Origin of the sequence: Paraburkholderia sp. CNPSo 3076 (genome assembly GCF_026343935.1) — a bacterium.
GTDB classification, from domain to species: Bacteria; Pseudomonadota; Gammaproteobacteria; order Burkholderiales; family Burkholderiaceae; genus Paraburkholderia; species Paraburkholderia nodosa.
Genome location: NZ_JAPMAL010000006.1, coordinates 217,198 through 240,788 on the forward strand (window position 1 = coordinate 217,198; position 23,591 = coordinate 240,788).

Here is a 23,591-nt window from a genome sequence, read left to right on the forward strand (position 1 = left end):
GATGGAACCTTTCAGGAATGAAGCGGGCGGACTGTGCCGTTGCTATGGTCGCCGAAGTACATCCCGTAGCTCTTCAATTCGCTTTCCTTGCGGTAGCGTTGGAGCATGCTGGCGAGTGCGCCGTCCTGGAACGCTTGCGTTTGCACGTCTTCCAGGCTGACGAATTGGGCCGAAGCGTCGCCCGCGCCGGCGAGTTCGTCCGGTGCGCTACACAGGAACGAGATGTACTGGTAATGGGTTTCGGTATTGTTGTAGACCGAATAAATGAAGCTTGCCGATGCGTCGGGCTGGTACTTCGTGAAGATCTCGGCAAGCGCCTTGTCGGCGCCTTCCTTGCCGATCTCCTTCGAAGGCAGTCCCCATTTGCCGTCGGCGGTCTTCACGAGGAGCACCTTGTCCTCGCGCGCGATGATCGCGCTCACGATGACCTTCGGCCCCGCGATGACCTCCGCCGATACCTTGGCCGGCGTGAAATAACCGCCCCGGTAGTAGCCGAGGCCCGCGAATCCCGCGGAATGAAACGCCTCGACCCGGCCGACGATGAGCGCGTGGTCGCCCGCGTCGATCACGGCGTGCGTCGTGCAGTCGAACCAGGCGCTCACATCGCTGATGAGCGGGTTGCGCTTGGCGCTCAATTGCCAGTTCACGTTGGCGAAGCGATCGTCGCTTGGCCGCGCGAACGTGTTGGACAACTCTTTTTGGCCTTCCGCGAGGATGTTGATGGCGAAGTGGCCCGCGGTGGAAAACGTCTGGTAATTGCTCGACGTCTTCGCAATGCTCACCAGCAGCAGAGCGGGGTCGAGCGAAACGGACGAAAACGAATTGGCGGTGAAGCCGAGCGGCTTGCCGTCGTCCGTTGCGGTCGTCACGATCGTCACACCCGTCATGAACGCGCCGAACGCGTCGCGCAGCTCGCGCGTGTTGATCTTCGCGGCTTGCGGGTTAACTACCTGGCTCGTGTCTTGGCTCATTTCACACTTCCACTTCGTGGTTTTCGGCCTGCGGCTCCGTTTGCAACCAGGCCCGCAGCGCGCGATTGACTTCGTCAGGCGCAGTGAGGTTCACCATGTGGCGCTCGTTTTCGATCACCACGGCCGTGCCGTTGTGCGCGGCTTGCGCCATCTGCCTTGCCATCTCCGGCGTCGAGTTCGGATCGTCGGAGCCAGTCAGGACGAGGGCAGGGCAGCGAATCGTGTGCCAGCCGTCGGCATACACTTCGTCGCCACCCGCAAACGCCGTATAGGCCGCGGCATAGCCCGCAAGGTTCACCGACTTCAGCCACGACTCGACCTTTTGCGCCGCGACTTGCTGCGCTTCCCCGGCGTTGAACCAGCGCCGCAGCGGCGTATCCACGTCGATGGTGCCCGAGCGCAGCTCGGCGGCACGCTGCAGCACGGCTTCGCGCGCCTGCCCGGTGCGCCGGTACACACCGTTCAGGACTGCCACACGCTTGACCCGATCGGGGCGCGTGACCGCGACCCCGGCCGCGATCAGCGAACCCATCGAGTGTCCCGCCAGATTGACGGGGCCGACATTCAGCGCTTCGATGAAACGCGTCGCCCACTCAACGAACTGCGGCAAACCGGCGCCCGCCTCGAGCGCATCGCTTCGACCGTGGCCCGGCATGTCGACCGAGATCACACGGAATTCGGCCGAGAGGTCTTCGATCTGCGGATACCACGCGCTCGCCTGCATGCCCACGCCGTGAATCAGGACGAGTGGTTCGCCCGCGCCCTGCTCCAGATAGTGCGCGACGCGCTTATTTGACAGCTGCAGGGTTCTTGACGTCATTTCCGAGCTCTGCGAGGTCCTGGTAGCGATCGCCAATGCGGTGATGCGGACGGCCACCCGTTGCGGCGCCAATGGCGATGACGAGTTCGTCGGCGGCCGGTGCATCGGCAATCGAGAACTGGAGCGTGAGGTAGTGCGAGCGGCGGCCTTCGTCGTTCTTGTCCATCATCGGGATGAGCAGCGGCGCATTGGCCGGGCCGCGCGTGTTGTTGAACGCGAGATACGACTTCGCGCCCACAGCCGAGCGATAGGTATTGCCAAAGTGCAGCGTGTGGATGAGGGCGGACGCATGCTCCAGTTCGCCCGAAAGACCCACGATGGCGCTCTTGCCGAATGCTTCGACGGCTTCGCCCGAACCGGCCTCGTCGATGATGAGCTTCGTGAGGTGCTCGCTCAGTTGCGGCGCGAGTGCGCGAATCTCGGGCGAGAGATCTTCCACATAACCGCGGCCCGCCCACGGATTCTTGATCACTGCGACTGCGCCGATCATCTTCAGCGGCTTCGCTGCGGCCTTGTCGCCGTCTACGAAAACGTTCTCGACATGGAGGATGGATTTGCGAATCAGGCTCATGGCAACTTCCTTCGTACGTTGATTGTGTGAAGCATTGTGGTATACCATGTTACGGCATGCCATGAGTGTTAACCCGATGGCTCACGGTGAGCCGCGTCTGCCAAGGGATTGCCGCTTTTTCTGGATGAATCCGACGATGAAAAACGAGGAGGAGAGATGACTGCATACTGGATCGCCCATGTCACCGTGCTGGATCCCGTGAAATACAAGGACTACACGGACATCGCACCGCTGGCGTTCAAGAAGTTCGGCGCCGTCTTTCTCGCGCGGGGAGGCGCAGCGCAGGTGCTGGAAGGCGAGTCGTTCGCGCGACACGTCGTGATCCAGTTCGCCGACATGCAAACGGCGCTCGACTGCTACCGCTCGCCGGAATATCAGGCGGCCAAGGCGAAGCGCGATGGGCATTGCGTGGCGCAGGTCACGATCGTCGAGGGGCTGACGGGCTGACCAGGCCGTGCGGCTGGTCGTAAAAGCGGGGCGAAAGCGCAGGCAGAAGGAAAGCTGGACGTCAGTTGCGTCATAATATGGCATTCCATGTCCGCGCCCTTGTGCGCGGGCTTTCGTCCATCTCCTGTTGCCGCCTATGCAAGACCTCAAAATCGATCGCAATGCCAAGACCCTGCGTGAGCTCACGCTCGACAAACTGCGCGGCGCGATAGTCCAGGGGTATTTCCGGCCGGGCACGCGGCTCGTCGAACGCACGCTGTGCGACGAGCTTGGCGTGAGCCGCACGGTGGTGCGCGAGGTCCTCCGCCATCTCGAGACCGAAGGGCTGGTCGAGATCGTCGCGCGCCAGGGGCCGATCGTGGCGCGGCTCGATCCCGCGCAAGTGGGCGAGATCTACGAGTTGCGCGGGCTGCTCGAAGCCAACGCCGCCCGGGCCTGCGCCGAGAACGCCACGCCCGAAGTCGTGCAGCAGCTGCGCGCGGTCCGCGCGATCATCGAGGACGCGTTCGAAAAGCGCGATCTGCCGCGCGTGGTGGAGCACACCGAGCGCTTCTATGAAACGCTGTTCGAAGCCGCCAACAAGCAGGTGTCGCTCACGGTCGTCAAGACGCTCAACGCGCGCATCAACCGCTTGCGCGCCTTGACCATCGCGATGCCGGGGCGCGGCGGCGACTCCAACCGCGAGATGAACCTGCTGCTCGACGCGATCGAGCGGCGCGACGGCGAAGCGGCCTCGGCGGCGTCGATCGCGCATATCAAGCGGGTCTCCGAACTGGCGCTCTCGGCGCTCGCCCAGCAGAACGAGGGGCTCGGCGACGCCTGACGCCTTAGCTAGCTTGCCAGTCTAAAAAGGCCGCCGGCACACGCCGGCGGCCTTTTCTTTTGTCTGTTCATTCAGGTCGATCGGGCGCCGCCTAAACCATGCCAGCGCGCCCGCGGGTGATCTCATGGTATTCCATAATACGCAATGCATTGTTGTGGGCCATAAGATGGCATACCATAATCTCATCGAACACGATCTCCGGCGACTTTCCGCATCGCCCGAATCGTCGGATGGAGCCTGAATTCCATGAAGTCTGATTTCGCCCCAGAACGTGCCGTCTCGCGCGCTCAGCGCGGTCAAACCGCGGGCACCTGCTACAGCGTGTACGGGCCGCAATCGAGCGCTGCGTGCGAAACCGTGGTGCTGATCCATGGCGTGGGCATGAACCAGAGCGTGTGGGCGCCGCAGATCGATGCGTTGTCCGAATCGTTTCGTGTCGTCGCCTACGACATGCTGGGTCACGGCGAGAGCGCGCTGCCGAGCGCCCAGCCCACGCTCGACGAATACGCGGCGCAGCTCGAGTCGCTGCTCGACGCCATCCAGGTCGAGCGCGCACATGTGGTGGGGCATTCGATGGGCGCGCTCGTCGCGCTCGAATTCGCGCTGCTCAATGCGCCGCGCACGTTGAGCGTGGTCGCGCTGAACGCGGTCTACGACCGCACGCCGGCGCAGCGCGAAGCGGTGATGACGCGCGCAGCCAGTCTCGGCGACGCGCCTGCCGCGAGCGGCGTGGACGCGACGCTTTCGCGCTGGTTCGGCGACCCGATTCCGGGGCATCTGACCCAGGCGGCGCAGGCGGTGCGTGCGCTGCTGCTTGCCGTCGATCCCGTGGGCTACGCGCGCACCTACCGTCTTTTCGCATCTTCCGACGCCGCGCACGTGGGGCGTCTCGCGAATCTGGAGGTGCCCGCGCTCTTCCTCACTGGCGAGTGCGATCCGAATTCGAGCGGGCAGATGTCGCACGCGATGGCGGCTGTCGCGCCCCGCGCCCGCGCGGAAGTCATTGCGAACGCGCGCCACATGATGAACGTCACCGACCCGGAACGCGTCAACGCAAGCCTGCTCGCGTTCCTGGCCGTTGCGTCGGCAACGCATGCGGCCAATACCGCCGCAAACACAGGAGAACGCCATGGCTGAGCTGATGACTGCCCACCCCGCGCAACCGGCTTTCGATATCGCCGAATTTCGCCGCGCGCTGGGCGCGTTCGTGACGGGCGTGACCGTCGTCACGACGATCCAGCCCGACGGGTCGCCGCGCGGCTTCACGGCCAACTCGTTCACCTCGGTGTCGCTCGACCCGCCGCTCATTCTGGTGTGCATCGCGAAGACGGCGTCGAGCTATGCGGGGTTCTCGCAAACGCGCCGCTTCGCCGTGAGCGTGCTCGCCGAAGACCAGCAGCCGGTTTCGGGCGTGTTCGCTTCAAAGGCCGCGGACAAGTTTGCGCAAGTGCCCTGGAGCACGCGCAAAACCGGTGCGCCCGTGATGGACGGCGCGGCGGCGAGCTTCGACTGCACGACGCACGGAGTCGTGGACGCGGGCGACCACATCATCCTGATCGGCCGCGTGGTGGACTTCGTGCAAACGAGTTCGACGCCGCTTGGCTACTGCCGCGGCGCGTACGTGAACTTCAGCCTCTCGCAGGACGCGCTGGCCGCAGCCGGTGTGCGCGCGAAAGTGGGCGCGATTCTCGAGCACCGCGACGGTCTCGTGCTCATCGACACGCCCGATGGCGTCGCGTTGCCAACGGGCGTCAAGCTCGAACCGGCAAGCGACGCGGGGAGCCTGCGCGGCGTGCTCGCGAAACTCGGCCTGCGCGCGCATCTCGACTTTCTGTTCGCCGTGTTCGAAGACGGCAGCGGCAAAGGGCCGGGCGAGCACATCTATTACCGCGGCCGCGTGATCCACAACGGCTCGCCCTGGCTCGACAGCAGCATCCGCATCGTGCCGCTCTCGCAGATCCCCTGGGACGAAGTGAGCGACGATGCCGTGCGCTCGATGCTCGAACGCTACGTGCGCGAACGCAAGCAGGACGCGTTCGGCATTTACGTGGGCGACAGCGAAGCCGGCACGGTGCAGCCGCTCGCCCTCGCGCATTGACAGCACGAAACAGAAGACAACCATGAAGAAGCCGGCGCGTCTTCCCGCAGCCGGCCTGACGAAGCGACAACCCACCGTATCCCCGGAGATAGCCATGAGCAGCAGAAGCACCTCGTTTATCGCGCCGATGTTCGTTGCGTGCGCAGCGACACTCGCAGCAGCACCCGCACTGGCCGCGGACCCCATCGTCTTCACGAGCTGGGGCGGCACCACGCAATCGTCGCAACAGAAGGACTGGGCGCAGCCGTTCACGCAGGCGAGCGGCATCACCGTGCTGATGGACGGCCCGACCGACTACGGCAAGCTCAAGGCGATGGTCGACAGCGGCAACGTGAGCTGGGACGTCGTGGATGTGGAGGGCGACTTCGCCTATGCCGCGCAGAAGGCCGGGCTGATCGAGCCGATCGACTATTCGGTGGTGAAGAAGGACGAGCTGGACCCGCGCTTCGCGTCGCCGGGCGCAGTGGGCAGCTTCTACTACTCGTTCGTGCTCGGCTACAACAAGGCGAAGTACACGGGCGCACAGCCGCAAACGTGGGCGGATCTCTTCGACACCAAACGCTTCCCCGGCAAGCGCACGTTCTACAAGTGGTCGGCGCCGGGCGTGCTCGAAATCGCGCTGCTCGCCGACGGCGTGCCGCCGAACAAGCTCTATCCGCTCGACCTCGACCGCGCGTTCAAGAAGCTCGACACGATCAAGAGCGACATCGTGTGGTGGAGCGGCGGCGCGCAGTCGCAGCAGCTGCTCGCTTCGGGCGAGGCGCCGATCGGCATGTTCTGGAACGGCCGCCTGCACGCGCTCGCGCAAACCGGCGTGCCCGTCGGCATTTCGTGGAATGAGAACCTCACCGCCGCCGACATGCTCGTGATCCCGAAGGGCGCGAAGCACCGCGACGCGGCGATGAAGTATCTCGCCGCAGCGACGAGCCCGCAGGCCCAGGCCAAATTCGCGGCCGATACGGGTTACGCGCCGATCAACGTGAAGTCGGCCGCGCTGATGTCGCCGGCCATGGCGAAGACGCTGCCCGATCAATACAAGGCATCGCAGATCAATCTCGACATGAAGTACTGGGCCGAGAACCGCGATGCGATTGCGAAGCGCTGGTACGCGTGGCAATCGAAGTAAGCCAGACCCGACGTCGCTGACCGGTTCAAAAGGAAACATCATGCCCAACGTATTGAGTACCGTCGCACAACCAGCCGCGGCGGCCACGCGCAAACGGCGCGACTGGCGCAGCATGCGGCTGCTGGCGCCCGCCATGCTGCTGCTCGTGATCTTCTTCCTGCTGCCGGTACTCTCGCTGCTGCTGCGCAGCGTGCTGGAGCCGACACCTGGCCTGCACAACTACCAGCAGCTGCTCGGCTCGACCACGTATTTGCGCGTGTTCGGCAATACGTTTCTCGTGGCGACGGTCGTGACGCTCGTCACGCTGCTCGTGGGCTTTCCGATGGCGTGGCTGCTCGCCATCGCGCCGCGCAAGGTCAGCGCCGTGTTCTTCGCGATCCTGCTGCTGTCGATGTGGACCAACCTGCTCGCACGAACCTTCGCGTGGATGGTGTTGCTGCAGGAAACGGGACCGATCAACCGCATGTTGATGGCGATCGGCGCGATCCATGAGCCGCTCTCGCTCGTCAACAACCTCACTGGCGTGACGATCGGCATGACTTACATCATGCTGCCGTTTCTCGTGATGCCGTTGCACGCCACGCTGCGCAGCATCGACCCTTCGACGCTGCGCGCCGCCGCCGTGTGTGGTGCGAGCCGCTGGCAGGCCTTCTGGCGCATTCTCGTGCCGCTCGCCATGCCGGGCGTCGCCTCGGGCGCGCTCATGGTGTTCGTGATGGCGCTGGGCTACTTCGTCACGCCCGCGCTGCTGGGCGGCCCCTCGTACATGATGCTCGCGGAACTGATTGCACAGCTCGTACAGGAACTCTTGAACTGGGGCCTCGCCGGCGCCGCCGCCTTCGTGCTGCTCGCCGTGACGCTCTCGCTCTACGCGCTGCAACTGCGCTTCACGCGCCATGCACGCGCAAGTCTCGGAGGGCGCTGACATGTTGCTCGATTTCGATCGTCTGGGCGCGCTGCGCTGGATGTTGCTGGCCGTGGGCGGCGCCGTCGCGCTCTTTCTCCTGCTGCCGATTGTCTTTATCGTCGCGCTCTCGTTCGGCGACTCGCAGTGGCTCATTTTTCCGCCGCCGGGCTGGACGCTCGAGTGGTACCGGCAGCTCTTCACCGATCCGGGCTGGATCGACTCGCTGCTCACGAGCGCGAAGCTCGCCGTGATCGTCACGGTGCTGTCCGTCTCAATCGGCTTTCTCGCTTCGCTTGCGCTCGTACGCGGCAAGTTTCGCGGGCGCAGCGCGGTGCAGGCCTTCTTCATCACGCCGATGGTGCTGCCGGTCGTGGTGCTCGCCGTCGCGCTCTATGCGTTCGTTCTGCGCATCGGCATGAACGGCACGATGTCGGGCTTCGTGATCGGCCACCTGATCATCGCCTTGCCGTTCTCGATCATCTCGATCAGCAATTCGCTCGTGAGCTTCGACACGTCGCTGGAAGACGCGGCGCTCATTTGCGGCGCCTCGCCGTTCATGGTGAAGCTGAAGGTGACGTTGCCGGCCATCCGGCTCGGTCTCTACGCCGCGGCGATCTTTTCGTTCCTCGCTTCGTGGGACGAGGTGGTCGTGTCCATCTTCATGTCGAGCCCGACGCTGCAGACGCTGCCCGTGCGGATCTGGTCCACGCTGCGCCAGGATCTCACGCCTGTCGTTGCCGCGGCGTCTTCGCTGCTCGTCGCGTTGACAACGTTATTGATGCTGGCGGGCGCCGTAGTGCGCCGCGGCCGCTAATCGAGGTAAACAAGCCATGACTGCATTCCTGCAAATCCAGCGCCTGCGCAAGACCTACGACGACGTCGTCGCCATCGATCAGGTGTCGCTCGATGTGCGCAAGGGCGAATTCATGACCTTCCTCGGACCGTCGGGGTCGGGCAAGAGCACGACGCTCTATATCGTCGCGGGCTTCCAGGAGCCGACGGACGGGCGCGTGCTGCTCGACGGCAAGCCGCTGCTGGCGGTAGCGCCTAACAAGCGCAACATCGGCATGGTGTTTCAGCGCTATACGCTCTTTCCGCATCTCACGGTGGGCGAGAACGTAGCGTTTCCGCTGCGCGTACGCCGCCGCCCTGAAGCCGAAGTCAAGGCGAAAGTGGAGAAGATGCTCAAGCTCGTGCATCTGTCCGAGTGCCGCGACCGCATGCCCGCGCAGCTCTCGGGCGGGCAACAGCAACGCGTGGCGATTGCGCGCGCGCTGGCCTACGATCCGCCCGTGTTGCTGATGGACGAACCGCTCTCCGCGCTCGACAAGAAGCTGCGCGAGGAAATCCAGCTCGAATTGCGCCGCATTCACCAGGAAACGGGCGTGACGATTCTCTATGTCACGCACGACCAGGAGGAAGCGCTGCGCCTTTCCGACCGCATCGCCGTGTTCAACAAAGGCCGCATCGAGCAGGTCGGCACGGGCGAGGAGCTTTACGCGAACCCGGCTTCGCGCTTTGTCGCGAGCTTCATCGGCAATTCGAATTTTCTGCCCGTGAAGGTGACGAAGAATAGCGAAGGCCGCATGAACGGCGTGTTCCCCAACGGCCATGAGATCGCGTCGGACGCCTTCAATCCGGCACTCAGCGCCGGCGACGACGGCACGCTGATGATCCGCCCGGAGCAGATGCGTCTCAGCGCGCTGCAGGGCGCAAACGGCACGACGGGTTTGCCCGTGACCGTGCGCGACGTCACCTATCTCGGCGACGCCATGCACTACGCGGTGGCCACGCCGTGGCAGCAGGAGATCTCGATCCGCATGCCGGTGGCGCATCGCCACGATGGCGGCATCATGATCGGCACGCAGGCGCTCGTCGACTGGGACGTGCGCGACGTGCGCCTGTTCGCGCAAGCTTGACGGCGGCTGTCATGAATGACGCACTGCCATCGCTGCGGGTCGAACGCCCCACGGCCACGTTGCGGGAACTCGCACTCGAAAAAATGCGCACGGCCATTCTGGAGGCGCATTTTCATCCAGGCGAGCGGCTGGTCGAGCGCTCGCTGTGCGAGATTCTCGGCGTGAGCCGCACCGTGGTGCGAGAGGTTTTGCGGCATCTGGAAACGGAGGGTCTGGTCGACTCAATTCCGAACCAGGGGCCGATCGTCGCCGTGCTCGACTTCGAGACGGCGGCAGAGATCTACGAAATACGCGCGCTGCTCGAAGGCGAAGCCGCCATGGCGTGCGCGCAGCATGCCGACGAGCGCACCGTCGCGGATCTCGCTGCCTTCATCGATCGGATTCAGGCGGCCTTCGAAGCGCAGGACCATCCGGCCGTGAGGGCGCTCACGACGGCCTTCTACGAGCGCATGTTCGTTGCCGGTCAAAAGCGCGTGGCCTGGGAAATCGTGCAGTCGTTGACGGCGCGTATCAACCGCTTGAGAGCGCTGACGATCGCTTCCGACGACCGCGGCCGCCAGGCCGTCGATGAAATGCACCGGATCCTCCGCGCCATTCAGGCCGGAAACGCGGCCGCTGCACGCGCAGCCGCGATCGCGCATGTGGACAGAGTGGCCGAGATCGCCCGCAATCTGCTGGCGGAAGGGCACGAGCATGCGTCGTGGCGTCAGGCGGGATAGCAGCGCCTGGCGGTACTGATTGTTAGCGCGCTCTGCCGGAGCGATTTGCTTCTGGCGGAGCGCGGCATCAACCCGAATTTTTTGCATCGAAGGAAAGTCACGTGGAATTGAAGACCCTGTTGAAGGACGCGGCGCTGTTGCGCCATCAAGCTTATATCGACGGGCAATGGTGCCCCGCGGACTCGGGCGCGAGTTTCGACGTGTTCGACCCGGCAACGGGCGCGCCGCTCGGCAGCGTTCCTTTGATGGGAGAGGCCGAAACGGCGCGGGCCATCGAGGCGGCCGATGCCGCGTGGCCAGCATGGCGAGCGCGCACGGCAAAGGAGCGGGCGTTCGTGATGCGCCGCTGGTACGAACTGATGATCGAGCACGCCGATGACCTCGCGCTGATCCTGACCGCGGAACAGGGCAAGCCGCTCGCGGAAGCGAAAGGCGAAATTGCCTACGGCGCGTCGTTCATCGAATGGTTCGCCGAGGAAGGCAAGCGTGTGGCGGGCGACACGCTCGCCACGCCTGCGTCGGACAAGCGGCTCGTGGTCATCAAGGAGCCGATCGGGGTTTGCGCCGCCATCACGCCGTGGAATTTCCCCACGGCCATGATCACCCGCAAGGTGGGCCCGGCGCTCGCGGCAGGCTGCCCGATCGTCGTGAAGCCCGCGGAAGCCACGCCGTTCTCCGCACTGGCGCTCGCGGTGCTGGCGGAGCGCGCCGGCGTGCCCCGGGGCGTGCTCAACATCGTCACCGGTGACCCCAAGGCGATTGGCGGCGCGATGACCAGCAGTCCTGTGGTTCGCAAGCTGTCGTTTACCGGTTCGACGGGGGTGGGGCGATTGCTGATGGCGCAAAGCGCGCCCACGGTGAAAAAGGTGACGCTCGAACTCGGCGGCAACGCGCCCTTCATCGTGTTTGACGACGCCGATCTCGACGCCGCGGTGGAAGGCGCCATCGCCTCGAAGTACCGCAACAACGGGCAAACGTGCGTCTGCACGAATCGCTTCTACGTGCACGAGCGGGTTTATGACGCGTTCGCCGCGAAGCTGGCGACGGCCGTGAAGGGGCTGAAGGTCGGCCATGGCACGGAGGGCGGCGTCACGCTGGGACCGCTCATCGACGAGGCGGCGGTCAGGAAGGTCGAAGCGCATATCGCCGATGCGGTGGGTAAAGGCGCGACGCTCGCCACGGGCGGAACGCGTCACGCGCTCGGCCACGGCTTTTTCGAGCCCACGGTGCTGACCGGCGTCACCGCGCAAATGGATGTCGCGAGAGAGGAGACGTTCGGCCCGCTCGCGCCGCTGTTCCGTTTCTCGAGCGACGAAGAAGTCGTGAAATTCGCTAACGACACGGAGTTCGGACTCGCCGCCTACTTCTACAGCCGCGATATCGGCCGCATCTGGCGCGTGGCCGAGCAACTCGAATACGGCATGGTGGGCATCAATACCGGATTGATCTCGAACGAGGTGGCGCCGTTTGGCGGCGTGAAGCAATCGGGCCTGGGCAGGGAAGGGTCGCACTACGGCATTGATGACTATCTCGTCATCAAGTACCTGTGCATGGCGGTTTGATCGCCAGATTCACTAAAAAAGGGGCGGCGTCGCTCGGAAGATAAAGTCTCAAGGCTGAAAGTGAAAAGCGGAGACCGGATTCGCAATCCGGTCTCCGCTTTTTTACCGCTTCAATCGTGCGCGTGGCGTCTTATGCCGCTGCCGTTCCGCTCGTCGCGGCAATCGCCCACTGCGGCGCATCCTGCAACGCTACGGGGCGCAGGAAGCGCTCGATCGCCGCATAGCCGACCGAGGTGGTTTGCGGCTGCGTCGAAGCGGGCCACGGGCCGCCGTGCTGCTGCGCATCGCACACGGCGACGCCCGTTGGCACGCCGCCAAACAGCACACGACCTGCGATACGTTGCGCAGCAACGGCGAGCGCGCGATTGGCCGGCGTATCGGCTTGCGCGCCCCACAGCGTGACCGTGAGCGAACCTTCCACCGCAGCGAGCACGTCGAGCGTCTGCGCTTCGTCACGCACCTTCACGATCAGCGCAGCCGGGCCGAACATTTCTTCGTGCAGCGCCGCGTTGGCGATGAACGTCTGCGCATCGGTTTCGAACAGGCGCGGCGCGGGCGCTGCGGCTTCTTCGTCGTGTGCCGGTGCGGCGAGACGCACGCGCACACCCGCCTGGCTCGCGATATGCGCGGCGGCGCTTTCGAAACCGCGGCGCATGGCGGCCGTGAGCATGGCATGCGGCTTTTGCGTGGACAACGCTTGCGCCAGCGCCGCTACGAAGCGCTCGCCATTTTCATCGTCGCGCACGACGATCAACCCCGGGCTCGTGCAGAACTGGCCGCAACCCATCGCGATCGAGGCGGCGAGCGTGGCGGCGGGCGTCTCGACGCCTTCCGCGAGCGCTTGCGGCAGCACGACGAGCGGATTGATCGAGCCGAGTTCGCCATAAAACGGAATCGGCCGACGACGCGCATTGGCCGCGCGCCACAGGGCCACGCCGCCCTGATACGAACCCGTGAACGCCACCGCCGCGACATCGGCATGACCGACGAGATGCACGGCCGCCTCGCGCGAAGCCTGATCGACGAACGCGATCACGCCTTCGGGCAAGCCCTGTTCGCGCAGCACACGCGCGGCGAGCGCATGCACGCGGCGCGACAGTTCGGGATGGCCCGAGTGCGGCTTGACGATCACCGTGCAACCCGCTGCGAGTGCCGAGGCCGTATCGCCGCCGAGCACCGAGAACGCAAACGGGAAATTGCTCGCCGAGAACATCGCCACCGGCCCCAGCGGCAATTGCACGCGCGTGAGGTGCGGGCGGCCTGCGGGCGGCGCGCCGGGCACGGCTGCGTCGTCGACCTGGCGATTGGCAATACCCGCTTCCACGCGCTCGGCAAAGCCGCGCAGCTGAAACGCGGTGCGCGCGAGCTCGCCATTCAAACGTGCGGCGCCAAGCGACGTTTCTTCGTCGGCGATGGCGACGAGCTGCGCGGCGTCGCGCTCGAGCGCGTCGGCGAGGCCGCGCAGCAGGGCGCTGCGCACGGCACGCGAAGCCGCGCCGTAAAGGGCCTGTGCTGCGTGTGCGAGCGCGGCGGCTTCGTCGATACGCGCGAACGTCACGTTGTTTTCTGTCTGCATTACGAATTCACTCCAGATTAAAAAAGACCGCGCTCGGCGAGATTGGTATAGAGGGCGCGCACGCCGAACGTCCACGGTTCGATTTCGGTGCAAAGGCGCACGGTGTTGACGATCGCGCCAAGCGGCGGCGCGCTGATCGTGACCCGGTCGCCGAGATGATGCGTGAAGCCGCCGCCGGGCGCGTCGCGGTCCTTGATCGGCGAGAACATCGTGCCGAGGAACAGCATGAATCCATCCGGATACTGATGGTGGCGGCCCCATGCCTGCGAAACGAGATCGAGCGGGTCGCGGCTGATTTCCCGCATGTGGCTCACGCCTTCGAGCAGGAAGTTGTCGTCCGTGCCTTCCACGCGCAGCGAGACGCTGGTGGCGCGAACCGTATCGAGCGTGAAGGCTTCGTCGAATAAACGAATGAACGGGCCGATCGCGCACGAGCCGTTGTTGTCCTTGCATTTGCCGAGCAGCAGGGCGGAGCGGCCTTCGATATCGCGCAGGTTGACGTCGTTGCCGAGCGTCGCCCCGACCACCTCGCCGCGGCTGTTGACCGCGAGAACGATCTCGGGCTCGGGGTTATTCCACGCAGAGGCGGGATGCAGGCCGATATCGGCGCCGAAACCCACCGCGGACATCGGCTGGGACTTCGAGAACACCTCGGCGTCCGGACCGATGCCGACTTCCATGTATTGCGACCACGCACCACGGCGCTGAAGTTCTTCCTTCAGTTTGGTCGCGGCCTCGGACCCGGGCTTGATTGTCGAAAGATCGGTGCCGATCAGCTTCGTGATTTCGGTGCGCACGTCCTGGGCTTTGGCGGGATCACCGCCGGCCTGTTCTTCGATCACGCGTTCGAGAAGACTCACCGCGAACGTCACGCCGCAGGCCTTGATCGCCTGCAGGTCACAGGGCGCGAGCAGCCAGGGGCGATCCGCGGGGCGATCGCCCGCGAAGCTGTGTTCGAGCAGCGCCTCGGCCGTGCCGAGCGGCTCGCCGGGCGTATGTCGCACGACATCGAGCAGATCGTCGTAGTCGAACAAGTCGGCCGTGGTGGGGGCCACCTCGGAAATATCGAAGACCATGCCGCCGCGCACGACGACGACGCAGGGTCCGTCACCCTCCGGGGTGGGCCGCCAGACGCGGCCGACGAGCAGCGCGCTATCGAGATCGTACGGAAGATAAGCGGATGTTGAGGACATGGCAGGCATTCCGGAGTGAGCGTGGCGACACGCATCGTAGGGCGGATGCGCGTGCGCGTCCAAAGGAACGCCTCTTTGTCCAACAGGCTGGACGATCGCGCGGCCCGGTCAAACTGACCGGGCCGCGGCTCGTATTGCGGGTTAGAAGAGGTGCTTGATACCGGCCGACACCGCCACCTGATTCGACGTGGTCGAGGGCGAGAGATAGCCGATGTCCGCGACCGCCTGGCGGCCCCACGAGTCGACGCCGCTTGCATGCTGGTACGCAGCCGTTGTGTACAGTTCGGTGGCTTTCGAGAGCGAGTAGCCGGCGCCCAGATTCCACTGCTCATAGCGCGCGCCGCCCGTCCCGTTCAGGTTGCCGCCGTTCGTGTAATCGAACGAGGTGCCTACGCGCAGGAACGGCGTGACCTGGTAACGCACGCTCGCCCCCACCGTATTGAACGAGGCCGTGCCGTGGTAGTTCTGCGTGTTCAGCGAGGCAGTGGCGCCGAGGCCGCGATATTGCGTATTGGACCAGGCGAGGCCCAGGATGGCCGACCCGATCGTCCAGGTCGAGGCCACGGCGACCGTCTGCTGCGTGCGGGCGGAGGCGAATCCCGAGATGGACGGGTTCGATGCCGGCGTCGTGGCGGACCCGGCGGAGCCGAGATTGTTGCCGGTCGCGCTCGCATTCGCATTGGTGCCATAGAGCGAAGTGTTCGGATTGCGCGCGTTGATGACGGACGCCGCGACCGCAACGCTCGGCCCGGTATAGCTCACGCCCGCGGACCAGTACTGGTTCTGCGTGAAGTTGCCGGCTATCCCGCCCAGGCTGTAGAGCGCGCCGAATCGGAACCCTCTAAAGGAGTCCGAACTGTACTTGATCGCGTTGTTGATGCGGTGCGTGAAATTCAGGTTGTCATAGTCGGCCGGATGGATCGCGAGGTTGCCGAAGTACCAGGCATAGAGCAGCGGCGACACATAATCCACCGCGGCGTCGGACTGGCGCCCGAGCGAGGCAGTGCCGTAATTGGGTGCGGTGACCCCGATCCAGGCCTGACGGCCGAACAGGGTGCCGCCCTGGCCGAGCGTGCCGTTGCTGACGCTGAAGCCGCTTTCGAGCACGAACAGCGTCTTCACGCTGCCGCCCAGATCTTCGGTGCCTTTCAGGCCCCAGCGGCTCGAACTCGGGCCCGAGGTGCCGCTGTCGAACTGGGCGACCTGGCCGCCACCGGTGGGCTTGCCACCGGCAGGCGTTGCCGCCGTCTGAACGTTGTTCGTGTAGGTCACGTTGCCCGTGACGATACCGTAGAGCGTCACGCTGCTTTGGGCATAGGATGCGACGGGGGACAGTGCAATGGTAGTCAGCGCGAGAAGTGTTTTTTTCATGGTTGTGGGCTTATTCAAGCCGTGGTCAAGGCAAATGCATTGGACACATCGAACGAGTTAATGCGGAAAATAATCGGGCAGGCGATAGCCCTGATAGGTCGGGTTGCGCAGGATTGCCGCACGGAATTCGTCCGAACGATAGGCCGCGACGATATCGGCCGTTTCCTGTGACTGACGGTTCGCCGATTTGACGACGACCTGATTCACATAAGGGGAGCGCATTTGTTCGAGCGCCAGTGCTTCGGTCAGACGGTGCCCGCTGGAAATGGCGAAGTTGCCCTGGATGGCCGCGAAATCGACGTCCTCGAGTGCGCGCGGCGCCTGTGCGGTTTCGAGCGGGACGATGCGAATGCCGGCGGGATTGGCAACCACGTCACGTTCGGTGACATCGACGGGATTGGGATTCTCGCGAATGCGGATCCAGCCGATCGCCTGGAGAATCTTGAGCGCACGTTCGAGGTTGACGGGGTCGTTCGGCACGGCGACCGTGGCGCCGGCCTTCACCTCGGAGAGCGAATGATGGCGGGTAGAGTAGAGCCCCATGGGGGGCGTCGGCACTTGTACGACGCCGACGAGGTCGGTGCCGTTCCGGTCGTTGTACGCCTTCAGATAGACGCTGTGCTGCATCACGTCGGCGGCGATTTCGCCGTGCCACACGGCCTGGTTCGCCTCGAGCCCGGTGCTGAAGTTCACGTACTGGATGGTGTAGCCTTTGCGCTTGAGCTGCGGCTCGACGCCTTCGCGGAATTCGTCGGCGTACGGTCCGGGCACAAAGCCGACTCGCAACACGTGCGCGGCGTTATCGGCAGCGTAGACCACCGGCGATTGCAGCGCAAACAGCGCGATAATGGAGAATAATATTTGGATAACTAATCGATATCGCATGATGAGTGACTTCGTGATTTGGAAAGGCCGATTATGGTTGGGGCTTTCGTGGGCGGCCAATATTAAATCGAGATTTACATATCGGCTGCCCGCATGGATCACGAAGCCGCGTGGTTATCTTTAGCGGGAATTAGAAGCGCAGGATTTGATGGTTTTCACGCTGCCGCGGGGCTTATAACATCGGCTTCTTTCTAATCTATTGCCGAGGCAGCCACGCATGAATGCACGCCGCAACTTCATTCGAATCTCAGCCGGAGCCGCTGCGCTCGCCGCCTTGCCGGTGCTCAGCGCGTTGCCCGCGCGCGCGGCCAACGCATCGCGTACGCTGCGCGTAGGCAATCAGAAGGGTTATCTGAGCCTGCTGAAAGGACGCGGCACGCTGGAGAAACGGCTTGCTCCCCTCGGTGTCGCGGTCACGTGGACGGAGTTCGATGCAGGCCCGGTGCAACTCGAAGCCCTCAACGTCGGCTCGATCGACTTTGGCGACGTGGGCGAGGCGCCGCCCATCTTCGCGCAGGCGGCCGGCGCGCCGCTCGCCTATGTCGCGGCCACGGTGCCGCGGCCGCAGGCGGAAGCCGTGCTCGTGCCGCACGCCTCGGCCATCCGCAGCGTTGCGGATCTCAAGGGAAAGACCATCGCGCTCAATCGCGGCAGCAACGTCCATTATTTCCTCGTGAAGCTGCTGCAGGCGCACAACATTCAGTATGGCGATGTGAAAGTCGTGTTCCTCGCGCCCGCCGATGCGCGCGCGGCGTTCGAGCGCGGCGCCATCGACGCCTGGGTGATCTGGGATCCGTTCCTCGCCGCCGCGCAAAAGACACTCGACGCCCGCATTCTCGCCGATGCGAGCGGCGTGGTCGGCAACCGCGCCTACTATTTTTCGTCGCTCAGTTACGCGAAACAAAACCCGGATGTCATCAAGATCCTCATCGACGAATTGAGCCAGATCGATCAGTGGGGGCAGGCTAACCGGGCCGCGCTCGCCGCGCAGCTCGCACAGGTGTGGGGCCTGCCGAACGACGTGGTGAGCGAGGCGATCGGGCGCGTGCAATTCGGCACGGGTCCGATCACGAAAGCGATCCTCGCCGAGCAGCAGCAGATCGCCAATACCTTCTTCGACCTCAAGCTGATTCCGAAACGCGTGAACGTGCTCGAAGCCGCAGCGCCGGGAATCGTTTAGCGCGACGTGTTTTCATCAACCCCGGCCGCGACCGGCTCGCGCCGGAGTTTTCTCACAAGCCCAGCGCGCGCCGCGCCGCCATGGCGCGCAGCAAGCTGTTGGACGGCGCGTGAATGCGTGCGCACTGCACATTGCGGTGATGACGCTCGAGCGGATTGTGCCGCGCAATCCCGTGGTTGCCCGCGAGTTCGAGCGCGATATCCACGGCCTGAATGGCGTTGTCCACCACGTTGTGCTTGACGACGGCAGACAGCTCGGCGGGCGCGGTGCCTGTGTCGATCGCTTCGGCATGGGTGCGCAGCAGCCAGTCGTTGCTCGCCAACAGCATCTCGATGCGCCCCACGCTTTCCTGCACGATGGGAACGGTCGCGAGCGCGGCACCCCCTAGCGCAGCGGGCTTGCGCTCGGTGAGGAAGGCGAGCAGCCAGTCGCGCGCCGCTCGCGCCGCGCCGTCGTAGACCGTACCGACCAGGCTGAAGTACCACGCCGTGGCGTGCGGATCGCGCTGCACGCCGAGATGCGCCGGCCTCAGGCCGACCACATCGTCGACGGAAATCGCCACGTCCGTGAACACCACATCGTGGCTCGCACTCGCCCGCATGCCCAGCGGGTCCCACGTCTCCACGATGCGCACGCCCGCCGCCTCGCGGGGCACGAGAAAATGGCCGAGACGCGGCTCCGGTTCGTCCGTGCGGGCGAGCACGTTGATCCACGTAAGCAAGGGCGCGCCCGTCACATACAGTTTGTGTCCCGTGATGCGCCACGTGGCGCCTTCGCGGCGCGCGAGCGTGTCCGGCAGACCGCCATGCGAGGGCGAACCTAGCGCCGGCTCGACCTGGGCCGCGTTGACGAGCGCGCGACCTGCCACGCTCGCCCGCGTGAGGCGCTGCGCGAGCGCTGCGGGCCAGTTGCCCGTTTGCTCGCGCGCGTCGTGCACGATCATGGCGTGCTGGCTGTAGTGCATCGAGAGAATGAGCGCGACCGACGGATCGCCATAGGCGATCTCGGCCACGATTGCGCGCGCCAGCGCGAGCCCCGCGCCGAAGCCGCCGTCGCTGCGGGCGATGTTCGCGCGCAGCAGGCCCGCTTCGCGCAACGCGCGGAATTGCTCGAGCGGCGGGGTAGCATTGCGGTCATGCTCGTCGGCCACGGTGGCAAACGCGCGGCCGAGCCGAGCCGCGCGCTCGATCAACGCGGTGGCCTGATCCTCGTCGCGCGCGAGCGCGGCGTCCGGTGTGAATGCGTTCACGGTGCTCTCCCTGGGCGATCAGCGTTCACCGCCCGGCGCACGCGGGTCTTGCGTGGCGCCGTGGCGCACGAGGCGTCCGAAGAACGGGTGACCGGGGTCGTTGAATCCCGGTGTCGAAGGATGGCCGCTTGCCACGAGCGAGTCGACAAATGCTTCGTCATCCTCATCGAGGCGGTACTGCAGCGCGGGCAGATAGTCGCGCCATTGCGCTTCGGTGCGCGGCCCCGCGATCGCCGATGTGATATAGCGGCTATTGAGCACCCACGCCAGCGCGAACTGCGCGGCGCTGAGGTTTCGCCTCTGAGCATGCGCTTCCACGCGCCGCGCGAGTTCGATCGTTTCCGCACGCCATTCGGTCTCGCTCAGGCGACGGTCCTGCCGTCCCGCGCGCGTGTCGGCGCCGGGCTGCGCACCGGGCTCGTACTTGCCGGTCAGCACGCCGCGCGCGAGCGGGCTGTATGAGATCACGCCGAGTCCATAGTGCCAGGCGGCGCTCAACTGCTCCGCCTCGACCTGCCTGTTGGCAAGGTTGTAGAGCGGCTGGCTCGCTACGGGCCGCGGCACGCCCAGCAAATCAGCGACGCGGCTGAACTCGGCAATGCGCCAGGCGCGATGATTCGACAGCCCGTAGTGTCGCAGCTTGCCGGCCGCGATCAGGTCGCCCAGCGCGCGCACGGTTTCCTCGACCGGTGTGTGGTGGTCCTCGCGATGTAGATACGCGAGGTCCAGATAGTCGGTATTGAGCCGGGCGAGGCTCGCTTCGACCGCGCGGATCACATGCTTGCGCGACGCGCCGGCCGCGTTGATATCGCGGCTGCCGCTGCCGGGCGCGGAATCGAACGGATTGCCGACGGGGTTGCCAAACTTCGTGGCGAGCACCCAGCGGTCGCGTTGCCGGGCAATGTGCCGGCCCACCACGCGCTCCGATGCGCCCTGGTGGTAGACGTCGGCGGTATCGATCGAATTCACGCCTTGCTCCTGCGCGGCGCCGATGATGCGTTCGGCCGTGGCGTCGTCGGTTGGTCCGCCAAACATCATCGTGCCAAGCGTCAGCGTGGAGATTTTCAGGCCGCTATGGCCCAGTTGCCGGTAGTCCATGTAGTTTCCCTGGTTCATTCAAACAATGCGACGTGCGCGCGCTCATCGCGACAGCCAGACATCGGCAAAACTCGCGGCCGTGCCGTCGGGTGAAATGGAGTGGTTGTGCACGCGCTTCGAGGCGAGCGTCACCCACTGCGGCGCCACGAGATTCAGGTCCGGCAGATCGTGCTCCAGAATGCGCTGGATCTGCGCGAACTGCTGCTTGCGCTTCGTTTCATCGCTTTCTCGCGCGGCTTGCGCAAACAGGCTGTCGATTTGCGGGTTGCTGTAGTGCGAGCCGTTGGTGAAGGGCACGCCGGGGCGGAAGTTGTCGGTCGTATACAAACGCGCCACGCCCACCACCGGATCGAACAGATTGCTCATGCCATTCACGGTGAAGTCGAATTGCCGGTCGGTATAAACGCGCTTCAAATAGGCCGCCAGATCCTGGTTGCGGATCGTCACGGCGATGCCCACGCGGGCGAGCGCCGACTTGATGTACTCGCCCGTGCGCGCGGGCAGGTCGCCGATGGGCAGCGGGTCGAGCGTGAGCGCGAAGCGCGTGCCGTCCGTCTTGCGCGGATAACCGGCCTCGTCAAGTAGACGGTTCGCGCGCGCCACGTCGAACCGGTAGGGCGCAGGCGCCGCGTCGTAGTAGGGGTTCGAGGGCATCAGCGGGCTCGCGGTAGGCGTCGCGTAGCCGTAGTAGATCACCCTGCGGATGACTTCGCGATCGATCGCCGAGGCAATCGCCTGTCGCACCTTCAACGTCTTGAGCACCGGATTGTCGAGATTGAACTCGATCCGCGCCACGCCCGCCTGAAACTCGTAGCCGCGTGTGTCGATGCCGAGCTTCGGATTGGCCTTGAGGCGGTCGAGGTCGGCGAGCGGCACGGGCGTATCGCCGCCGAGATCGACCGAGCCGTCCTCGAACGCCACCGCGCGCGCAGCGGGGTCGGCGATGATCTTCACGATGATGCGATCCAGATACGGTTTGCCGGCGTTCCAGTAGTCGTCGTTGCGCGCATATTCGATGTAGCTGCCGCGCACCCACTTGACGAAGCGAAACGGGCCGGTGCCGATGGGCGCATTGTTGGCCGGATTGGCGAGCACGTCCTTGCCTTCGTAGAGGTGCTTCGGCAGGATCGGCGTTTCCGAAGCCGAGAACGCACGTATCAGCCATGGCGTGGGCTCGCTGAGCGTCAGCACGACCGTATAGGGGTCCGGCGTGGCGATCGCGGTGACGTTCGCGAAGGTGGTGCGCGCTCGCGGATGCACCCGGCGCAGCGTTTCGATCGACCATGCAACGTCGGCCGAAGTAAACGGCGCACCGTCGTGCCATTTCACGCCGTGCCGCAGATGAAACACGTAGCGGCGGCCGCCATCCTCGATCTCCCATGCGGTGGCGAGCAGCGGCTTGGGCTTCAAATCGAAGTCGTAGTCGAGCAAGCCTTCAATCACTTTCGGGCTGACCTTAAGGACATTCACGGCCGTCGTGGCGACATCCACGAGCGCCGTCGGCTCCGGCGTCACCACGAAATTGAGCGTGCCGCCGCGCGTTTGTGCGTGTGCGGCAACCTGTGCGGCCACGCTCGCCATGACGAGGAGCATCAGAACGACACAGCGTGGCGCCGTGCGCAGGAGGAGAGCAATCATCGGTTCGGCAACAGGCGATTGGAGAAAATGCGCGCTGGCAGGCAGCGCCCCTTGGGTTAACCAGCGAGCACGCTGCCACGCTCCGCGCGCCGCGCCAGCGCCGCCTCGAGCGGCGCCGGATCGACCCAGTGTGCGAAGTCGAAATCCGCCGCGATAAAGCCGTGCTCGAAGAGAAAGCGCTTGAAGTGCGCGAGCGCATCGAGTGCCCCGGCATCGAGTCCGATCGCGAGTTGCCGGGGCAGGCCGGCGCCATAGGCGCGTGTGACCCAGTGCTCGGCGCTGCGCACTTCGCGGGCCACATAGCGCGTGATTTCGCCGGGATGTGCGCCGGCCCACGCGGCCACGTCGAGCGTGCGCGCGAGCACACGTTCGACCAGGTCGGGACGCTCACGCAGGAGTTGCGCATCGACCGTGAGCGGGCGCGGCGTACCGTTGTTCGCGTGCGCCCGCCGGTCGGGATGCGCGCTGATTTCGACCAGCACGCGCGCGCCGAGCACGTTGGCGATGTCGAGGCCCGTCGCGCCCTTGACGAACACCACGTCGGCTTCGCCGCGCAGCAGGGCCGCGGTCTCGCGCGAGAATTCGTGGGCGCGCTGCGCATCTAGCCACTCAGCGAGCGCTGCGGATTCGTCGGGCTTTGCGTGGGCGAGGCCACGGGGTTCGTGCGGCAGATCCACGCTCTCGACGTCGGCTGGCGAGACGCCGATGGCCTCAAGCAGCGTATGCAAGCCACGCAGCGCAGTGGCGCGGTGAAAATCGACCACTCCGCCAGCGGTATTGATCGGCAATCCGAATCGACGCCCGGCGAGCGAGGCGCGCGTGGGCGTGAGGTGCGGATCGAGCGTGATGAGCGCCTGAAACTCATCGACCCAGCTCACGCCGATGAGCCGCGTTTCGCTGCCTTGCGCCCGCGCCCATAGCGCCGGAATGTTGCCGCCCTGACGAAACGACCACGGCTGCGTATGCGTGAAATGCGAGCGGCGGATGGCCGGGTCGTCGGCGTCCTGCAATGCCCTCACTTCGATGCCGTCGGCGGCGAATTCCTCCTGCAGCAATCCTTGCTGCGCGGCAATGCCAAATGGCGTCGGCGCAGGGCAACGGGTGTACCAGAGCAGCGTCATGAAGATTCCTCGGTCGCGAACAGGCGCATCGCGCAGAACCTCTGCGCGGGCGGCATGAAGCAATCGATTATCGTCAAGCGCCTGCGGCCAGGTCAAAGAACGAATCGTGAAATAGGTCCGCGCGCGGAGGTGATTTGCTTTGGCCGCAACCTCGTGCTGCCCGATTGCATGGACTGCGGGCCAATGCAGACAGGCGAATAACAAAATGCGAATTCGGTGGTTAGTCGCACGCTATGTGCTCCCTATACTTTTCCTTCTGGCAAAACGCCTTGTGGCCGCCCGGGAATCCAATCCATTCGCGGGCCTGACAAAAAGGA

Annotated in this window: 22 protein-coding genes; 11 read left to right on the forward strand and 11 right to left on the reverse strand. The window is 65.0% G+C overall.

From position 1 onward, the window contains the following. Window positions 1-11: 11 nt before the first annotated feature. The 3 genes from M3A49_RS09475 to M3A49_RS09485 are packed head-to-tail and all read right to left on the reverse strand — an operon-like array spanning window position 12 to window position 2,362. Complete coding sequence (locus M3A49_RS09475) at window positions 12-971, reverse strand: flavin reductase (RefSeq protein WP_266228460.1); 960 nt, start codon at window positions 969-971, stop codon at window positions 12-14. 1 nt (window position 972) lies between these two features. Then, complete coding sequence (locus M3A49_RS09480) at window positions 973-1,791, reverse strand: alpha/beta fold hydrolase (protein ID WP_266228461.1); 819 nt, start codon at window positions 1,789-1,791, stop codon at window positions 973-975. Beyond that, window positions 1,760-2,362 carry an amino acid synthesis family protein gene (locus M3A49_RS09485; RefSeq protein WP_254354728.1) on the reverse strand — a complete coding sequence of 201 codons (603 nt, stop codon included), beginning with the start codon at window positions 2,360-2,362 and terminating at the stop codon, window positions 1,760-1,762. Before M3A49_RS09485 ends, M3A49_RS09480 begins: the two co-directional genes overlap by 32 nt. Window positions 2,363-2,518: 156 nt before the next feature. Here M3A49_RS09485 and M3A49_RS09490 point away from each other — a divergent pair, with 156 nt between their 5' ends. From M3A49_RS09490 to M3A49_RS09535, 10 genes are all read left to right on the forward strand, one after another. After that, complete coding sequence (locus tag M3A49_RS09490) at window positions 2,519-2,809, forward strand: DUF1330 domain-containing protein (protein ID WP_266228462.1); 291 nt, start codon at window positions 2,519-2,521, stop codon at window positions 2,807-2,809. Between the two features lie 136 nt (window positions 2,810-2,945). Then, entirely contained in the window at window positions 2,946-3,632 is a 687-nt protein-coding gene (locus M3A49_RS09495; protein ID WP_266228463.1) for a GntR family transcriptional regulator, read from the forward strand. Between the two features lie 246 nt (window positions 3,633-3,878). After that, window positions 3,879-4,769 carry an alpha/beta fold hydrolase gene (locus M3A49_RS09500; RefSeq protein WP_266228464.1) on the forward strand — a complete coding sequence of 297 codons (891 nt, stop codon included), beginning with the start codon at window positions 3,879-3,881 and terminating at the stop codon, window positions 4,767-4,769. Then, the gene (locus M3A49_RS09505; RefSeq protein ID WP_266228465.1) at window positions 4,762-5,730 is read left to right on the forward strand and encodes a flavin reductase; all 969 of its coding nucleotides are present in this window, start codon (window positions 4,762-4,764) and stop codon (window positions 5,728-5,730) included. The genes M3A49_RS09500 and M3A49_RS09505 overlap by 8 nt, the downstream gene beginning before the upstream one ends. A gap of 94 nt (window positions 5,731-5,824) precedes the next feature. Further along, window positions 5,825-6,856, forward strand: coding sequence for an ABC transporter substrate-binding protein (locus tag M3A49_RS09510; protein WP_254354723.1), 1,032 nt, complete (start codon window positions 5,825-5,827; stop codon window positions 6,854-6,856). Window positions 6,857-6,896: 40 nt separating this feature from the next. Then, complete coding sequence (locus M3A49_RS09515) at window positions 6,897-7,781, forward strand: ABC transporter permease (protein WP_266228466.1); 885 nt, start codon at window positions 6,897-6,899, stop codon at window positions 7,779-7,781. A gap of 1 nt (window position 7,782) precedes the next feature. Continuing rightward, the gene (locus M3A49_RS09520) at window positions 7,783-8,577 is read left to right on the forward strand and encodes an ABC transporter permease (RefSeq protein WP_266228467.1); all 795 of its coding nucleotides are present in this window, start codon (window positions 7,783-7,785) and stop codon (window positions 8,575-8,577) included. A gap of 16 nt (window positions 8,578-8,593) precedes the next feature. After that, complete coding sequence (locus M3A49_RS09525; RefSeq protein WP_266228468.1) at window positions 8,594-9,682, forward strand: ABC transporter ATP-binding protein; 1,089 nt, start codon at window positions 8,594-8,596, stop codon at window positions 9,680-9,682. Window positions 9,683-9,693: 11 nt separating this feature from the next. Further along, window positions 9,694-10,401, forward strand: a complete 708-nt coding sequence (locus M3A49_RS09530; protein ID WP_266228469.1) for a GntR family transcriptional regulator — start codon at window positions 9,694-9,696, stop codon at window positions 10,399-10,401. A 101-nt stretch (window positions 10,402-10,502) separates the two neighbouring features. Continuing rightward, on the forward strand, window positions 10,503-11,963 hold the full coding sequence (locus M3A49_RS09535) for an NAD-dependent succinate-semialdehyde dehydrogenase (RefSeq protein ID WP_266228470.1): 1,461 nt from the start codon (window positions 10,503-10,505) through the stop codon (window positions 11,961-11,963). 130 nt (window positions 11,964-12,093) lie between these two features. On the opposite strand, the gene M3A49_RS09540 is transcribed toward M3A49_RS09535, so the two are convergent. The 4 genes from M3A49_RS09540 to M3A49_RS09555 all read right to left on the reverse strand — a co-directional run bounded on the left by M3A49_RS09540 (window position 12,094) and on the right by M3A49_RS09555 (window position 16,988). Continuing rightward, entirely contained in the window at window positions 12,094-13,539 is a 1,446-nt protein-coding gene (locus M3A49_RS09540) for an aldehyde dehydrogenase (NADP(+)) (RefSeq protein WP_266228471.1), read from the reverse strand. A 17-nt stretch (window positions 13,540-13,556) separates the two neighbouring features. Next, on the reverse strand, window positions 13,557-14,732 hold the full coding sequence (locus M3A49_RS09545) for a fumarylacetoacetate hydrolase family protein (protein WP_266228472.1): 1,176 nt from the start codon (window positions 14,730-14,732) through the stop codon (window positions 13,557-13,559). 141 nt (window positions 14,733-14,873) lie between these two features. Then, window positions 14,874-16,103 carry a porin gene (locus tag M3A49_RS09550; protein WP_266228473.1) on the reverse strand — a complete coding sequence of 410 codons (1,230 nt, stop codon included), beginning with the start codon at window positions 16,101-16,103 and terminating at the stop codon, window positions 14,874-14,876. Between the two features lie 57 nt (window positions 16,104-16,160). Next, window positions 16,161-16,988, reverse strand: a complete 828-nt coding sequence (locus M3A49_RS09555; protein WP_416338943.1) for a MetQ/NlpA family ABC transporter substrate-binding protein — start codon at window positions 16,986-16,988, stop codon at window positions 16,161-16,163. Between the two features lie 217 nt (window positions 16,989-17,205). Here M3A49_RS09555 and M3A49_RS09560 point away from each other — a divergent pair, with 217 nt between their 5' ends. Next, window positions 17,206-18,168, forward strand: a complete 963-nt coding sequence (locus tag M3A49_RS09560) for a sulfonate ABC transporter substrate-binding protein (protein ID WP_266228475.1) — start codon at window positions 17,206-17,208, stop codon at window positions 18,166-18,168. A gap of 52 nt (window positions 18,169-18,220) precedes the next feature. Here the strand turns inward: M3A49_RS09560 and M3A49_RS09565 are convergent, their stop codons facing one another. The 4 genes from M3A49_RS09565 to M3A49_RS09580 are packed head-to-tail and all read right to left on the reverse strand — an operon-like array spanning window position 18,221 to window position 23,274. Beyond that, the gene (locus tag M3A49_RS09565) at window positions 18,221-19,417 is read right to left on the reverse strand and encodes an acyl-CoA dehydrogenase family protein (protein ID WP_266228476.1); all 1,197 of its coding nucleotides are present in this window, start codon (window positions 19,415-19,417) and stop codon (window positions 18,221-18,223) included. Window positions 19,418-19,435: 18 nt separating this feature from the next. Further along, window positions 19,436-20,515, reverse strand: coding sequence for an aldo/keto reductase (locus tag M3A49_RS09570; RefSeq protein ID WP_266228507.1), 1,080 nt, complete (start codon window positions 20,513-20,515; stop codon window positions 19,436-19,438). A 42-nt stretch (window positions 20,516-20,557) separates the two neighbouring features. Further along, on the reverse strand, window positions 20,558-22,153 hold the full coding sequence (locus tag M3A49_RS09575; protein WP_266228477.1) for an ABC transporter substrate-binding protein: 1,596 nt from the start codon (window positions 22,151-22,153) through the stop codon (window positions 20,558-20,560). A 56-nt stretch (window positions 22,154-22,209) separates the two neighbouring features. Continuing rightward, window positions 22,210-23,274, reverse strand: coding sequence for an ABC transporter substrate-binding protein (locus M3A49_RS09580; RefSeq protein ID WP_266228478.1), 1,065 nt, complete (start codon window positions 23,272-23,274; stop codon window positions 22,210-22,212). Between the last annotated feature and the right edge of the window lie 317 nt (window positions 23,275-23,591).

Excerpts from the sequence above, each read along its gene's own strand:
- M3A49_RS09570 (WP_266228507.1), bottom strand. The coding sequence starts at position 20,515 with ATGGACTACCGGCAACTGGGCCATAGCGGCCTGAAAATCTCCACGCTG.
- M3A49_RS09475 (WP_266228460.1), bottom strand. The coding sequence starts at position 971 with ATGAGCCAAGACACGAGCCAGGTAGTTAACCCGCAAGCCGCGAAGATC.
- M3A49_RS09580 (WP_266228478.1), bottom strand. The coding sequence starts at position 23,274 with ATGACGCTGCTCTGGTACACCCGTTGCCCTGCGCCGACGCCATTTGGC.
- M3A49_RS09500 (WP_266228464.1), top strand. The coding sequence starts at position 3,879 with ATGAAGTCTGATTTCGCCCCAGAACGTGCCGTCTCGCGCGCTCAGCGC.
- M3A49_RS09540 (WP_266228471.1), bottom strand. The coding sequence starts at position 13,539 with ATGCAGACAGAAAACAACGTGACGTTCGCGCGTATCGACGAAGCCGCC.
- M3A49_RS09545 (WP_266228472.1), bottom strand. The coding sequence starts at position 14,732 with ATGTCCTCAACATCCGCTTATCTTCCGTACGATCTCGATAGCGCGCTG.
- M3A49_RS09520 (WP_266228467.1), top strand. The coding sequence starts at position 7,783 with ATGTTGCTCGATTTCGATCGTCTGGGCGCGCTGCGCTGGATGTTGCTG.
- M3A49_RS09510 (WP_254354723.1), top strand. The coding sequence starts at position 5,825 with ATGAGCAGCAGAAGCACCTCGTTTATCGCGCCGATGTTCGTTGCGTGC.
- M3A49_RS09505 (WP_266228465.1), top strand. The coding sequence starts at position 4,762 with ATGGCTGAGCTGATGACTGCCCACCCCGCGCAACCGGCTTTCGATATC.
- M3A49_RS09560 (WP_266228475.1), top strand. The coding sequence starts at position 17,206 with ATGAATGCACGCCGCAACTTCATTCGAATCTCAGCCGGAGCCGCTGCG.
- M3A49_RS09555 (WP_416338943.1), bottom strand. The coding sequence starts at position 16,988 with ATGCGATATCGATTAGTTATCCAAATATTATTCTCCATTATCGCGCTG.
- M3A49_RS09480 (WP_266228461.1), bottom strand. The coding sequence starts at position 1,791 with ATGACGTCAAGAACCCTGCAGCTGTCAAATAAGCGCGTCGCGCACTAT.
- M3A49_RS09575 (WP_266228477.1), bottom strand. The coding sequence starts at position 22,153 with ATGATTGCTCTCCTCCTGCGCACGGCGCCACGCTGTGTCGTTCTGATG.
- M3A49_RS09530 (WP_266228469.1), top strand. The coding sequence starts at position 9,694 with ATGAATGACGCACTGCCATCGCTGCGGGTCGAACGCCCCACGGCCACG.
- M3A49_RS09495 (WP_266228463.1), top strand. The coding sequence starts at position 2,946 with ATGCAAGACCTCAAAATCGATCGCAATGCCAAGACCCTGCGTGAGCTC.
- M3A49_RS09485 (WP_254354728.1), bottom strand. The coding sequence starts at position 2,362 with ATGAGCCTGATTCGCAAATCCATCCTCCATGTCGAGAACGTTTTCGTA.
- M3A49_RS09515 (WP_266228466.1), top strand. The coding sequence starts at position 6,897 with ATGCCCAACGTATTGAGTACCGTCGCACAACCAGCCGCGGCGGCCACG.
- M3A49_RS09550 (WP_266228473.1), bottom strand. The coding sequence starts at position 16,103 with ATGAAAAAAACACTTCTCGCGCTGACTACCATTGCACTGTCCCCCGTC.
- M3A49_RS09525 (WP_266228468.1), top strand. The coding sequence starts at position 8,594 with ATGACTGCATTCCTGCAAATCCAGCGCCTGCGCAAGACCTACGACGAC.
- M3A49_RS09490 (WP_266228462.1), top strand. The coding sequence starts at position 2,519 with ATGACTGCATACTGGATCGCCCATGTCACCGTGCTGGATCCCGTGAAA.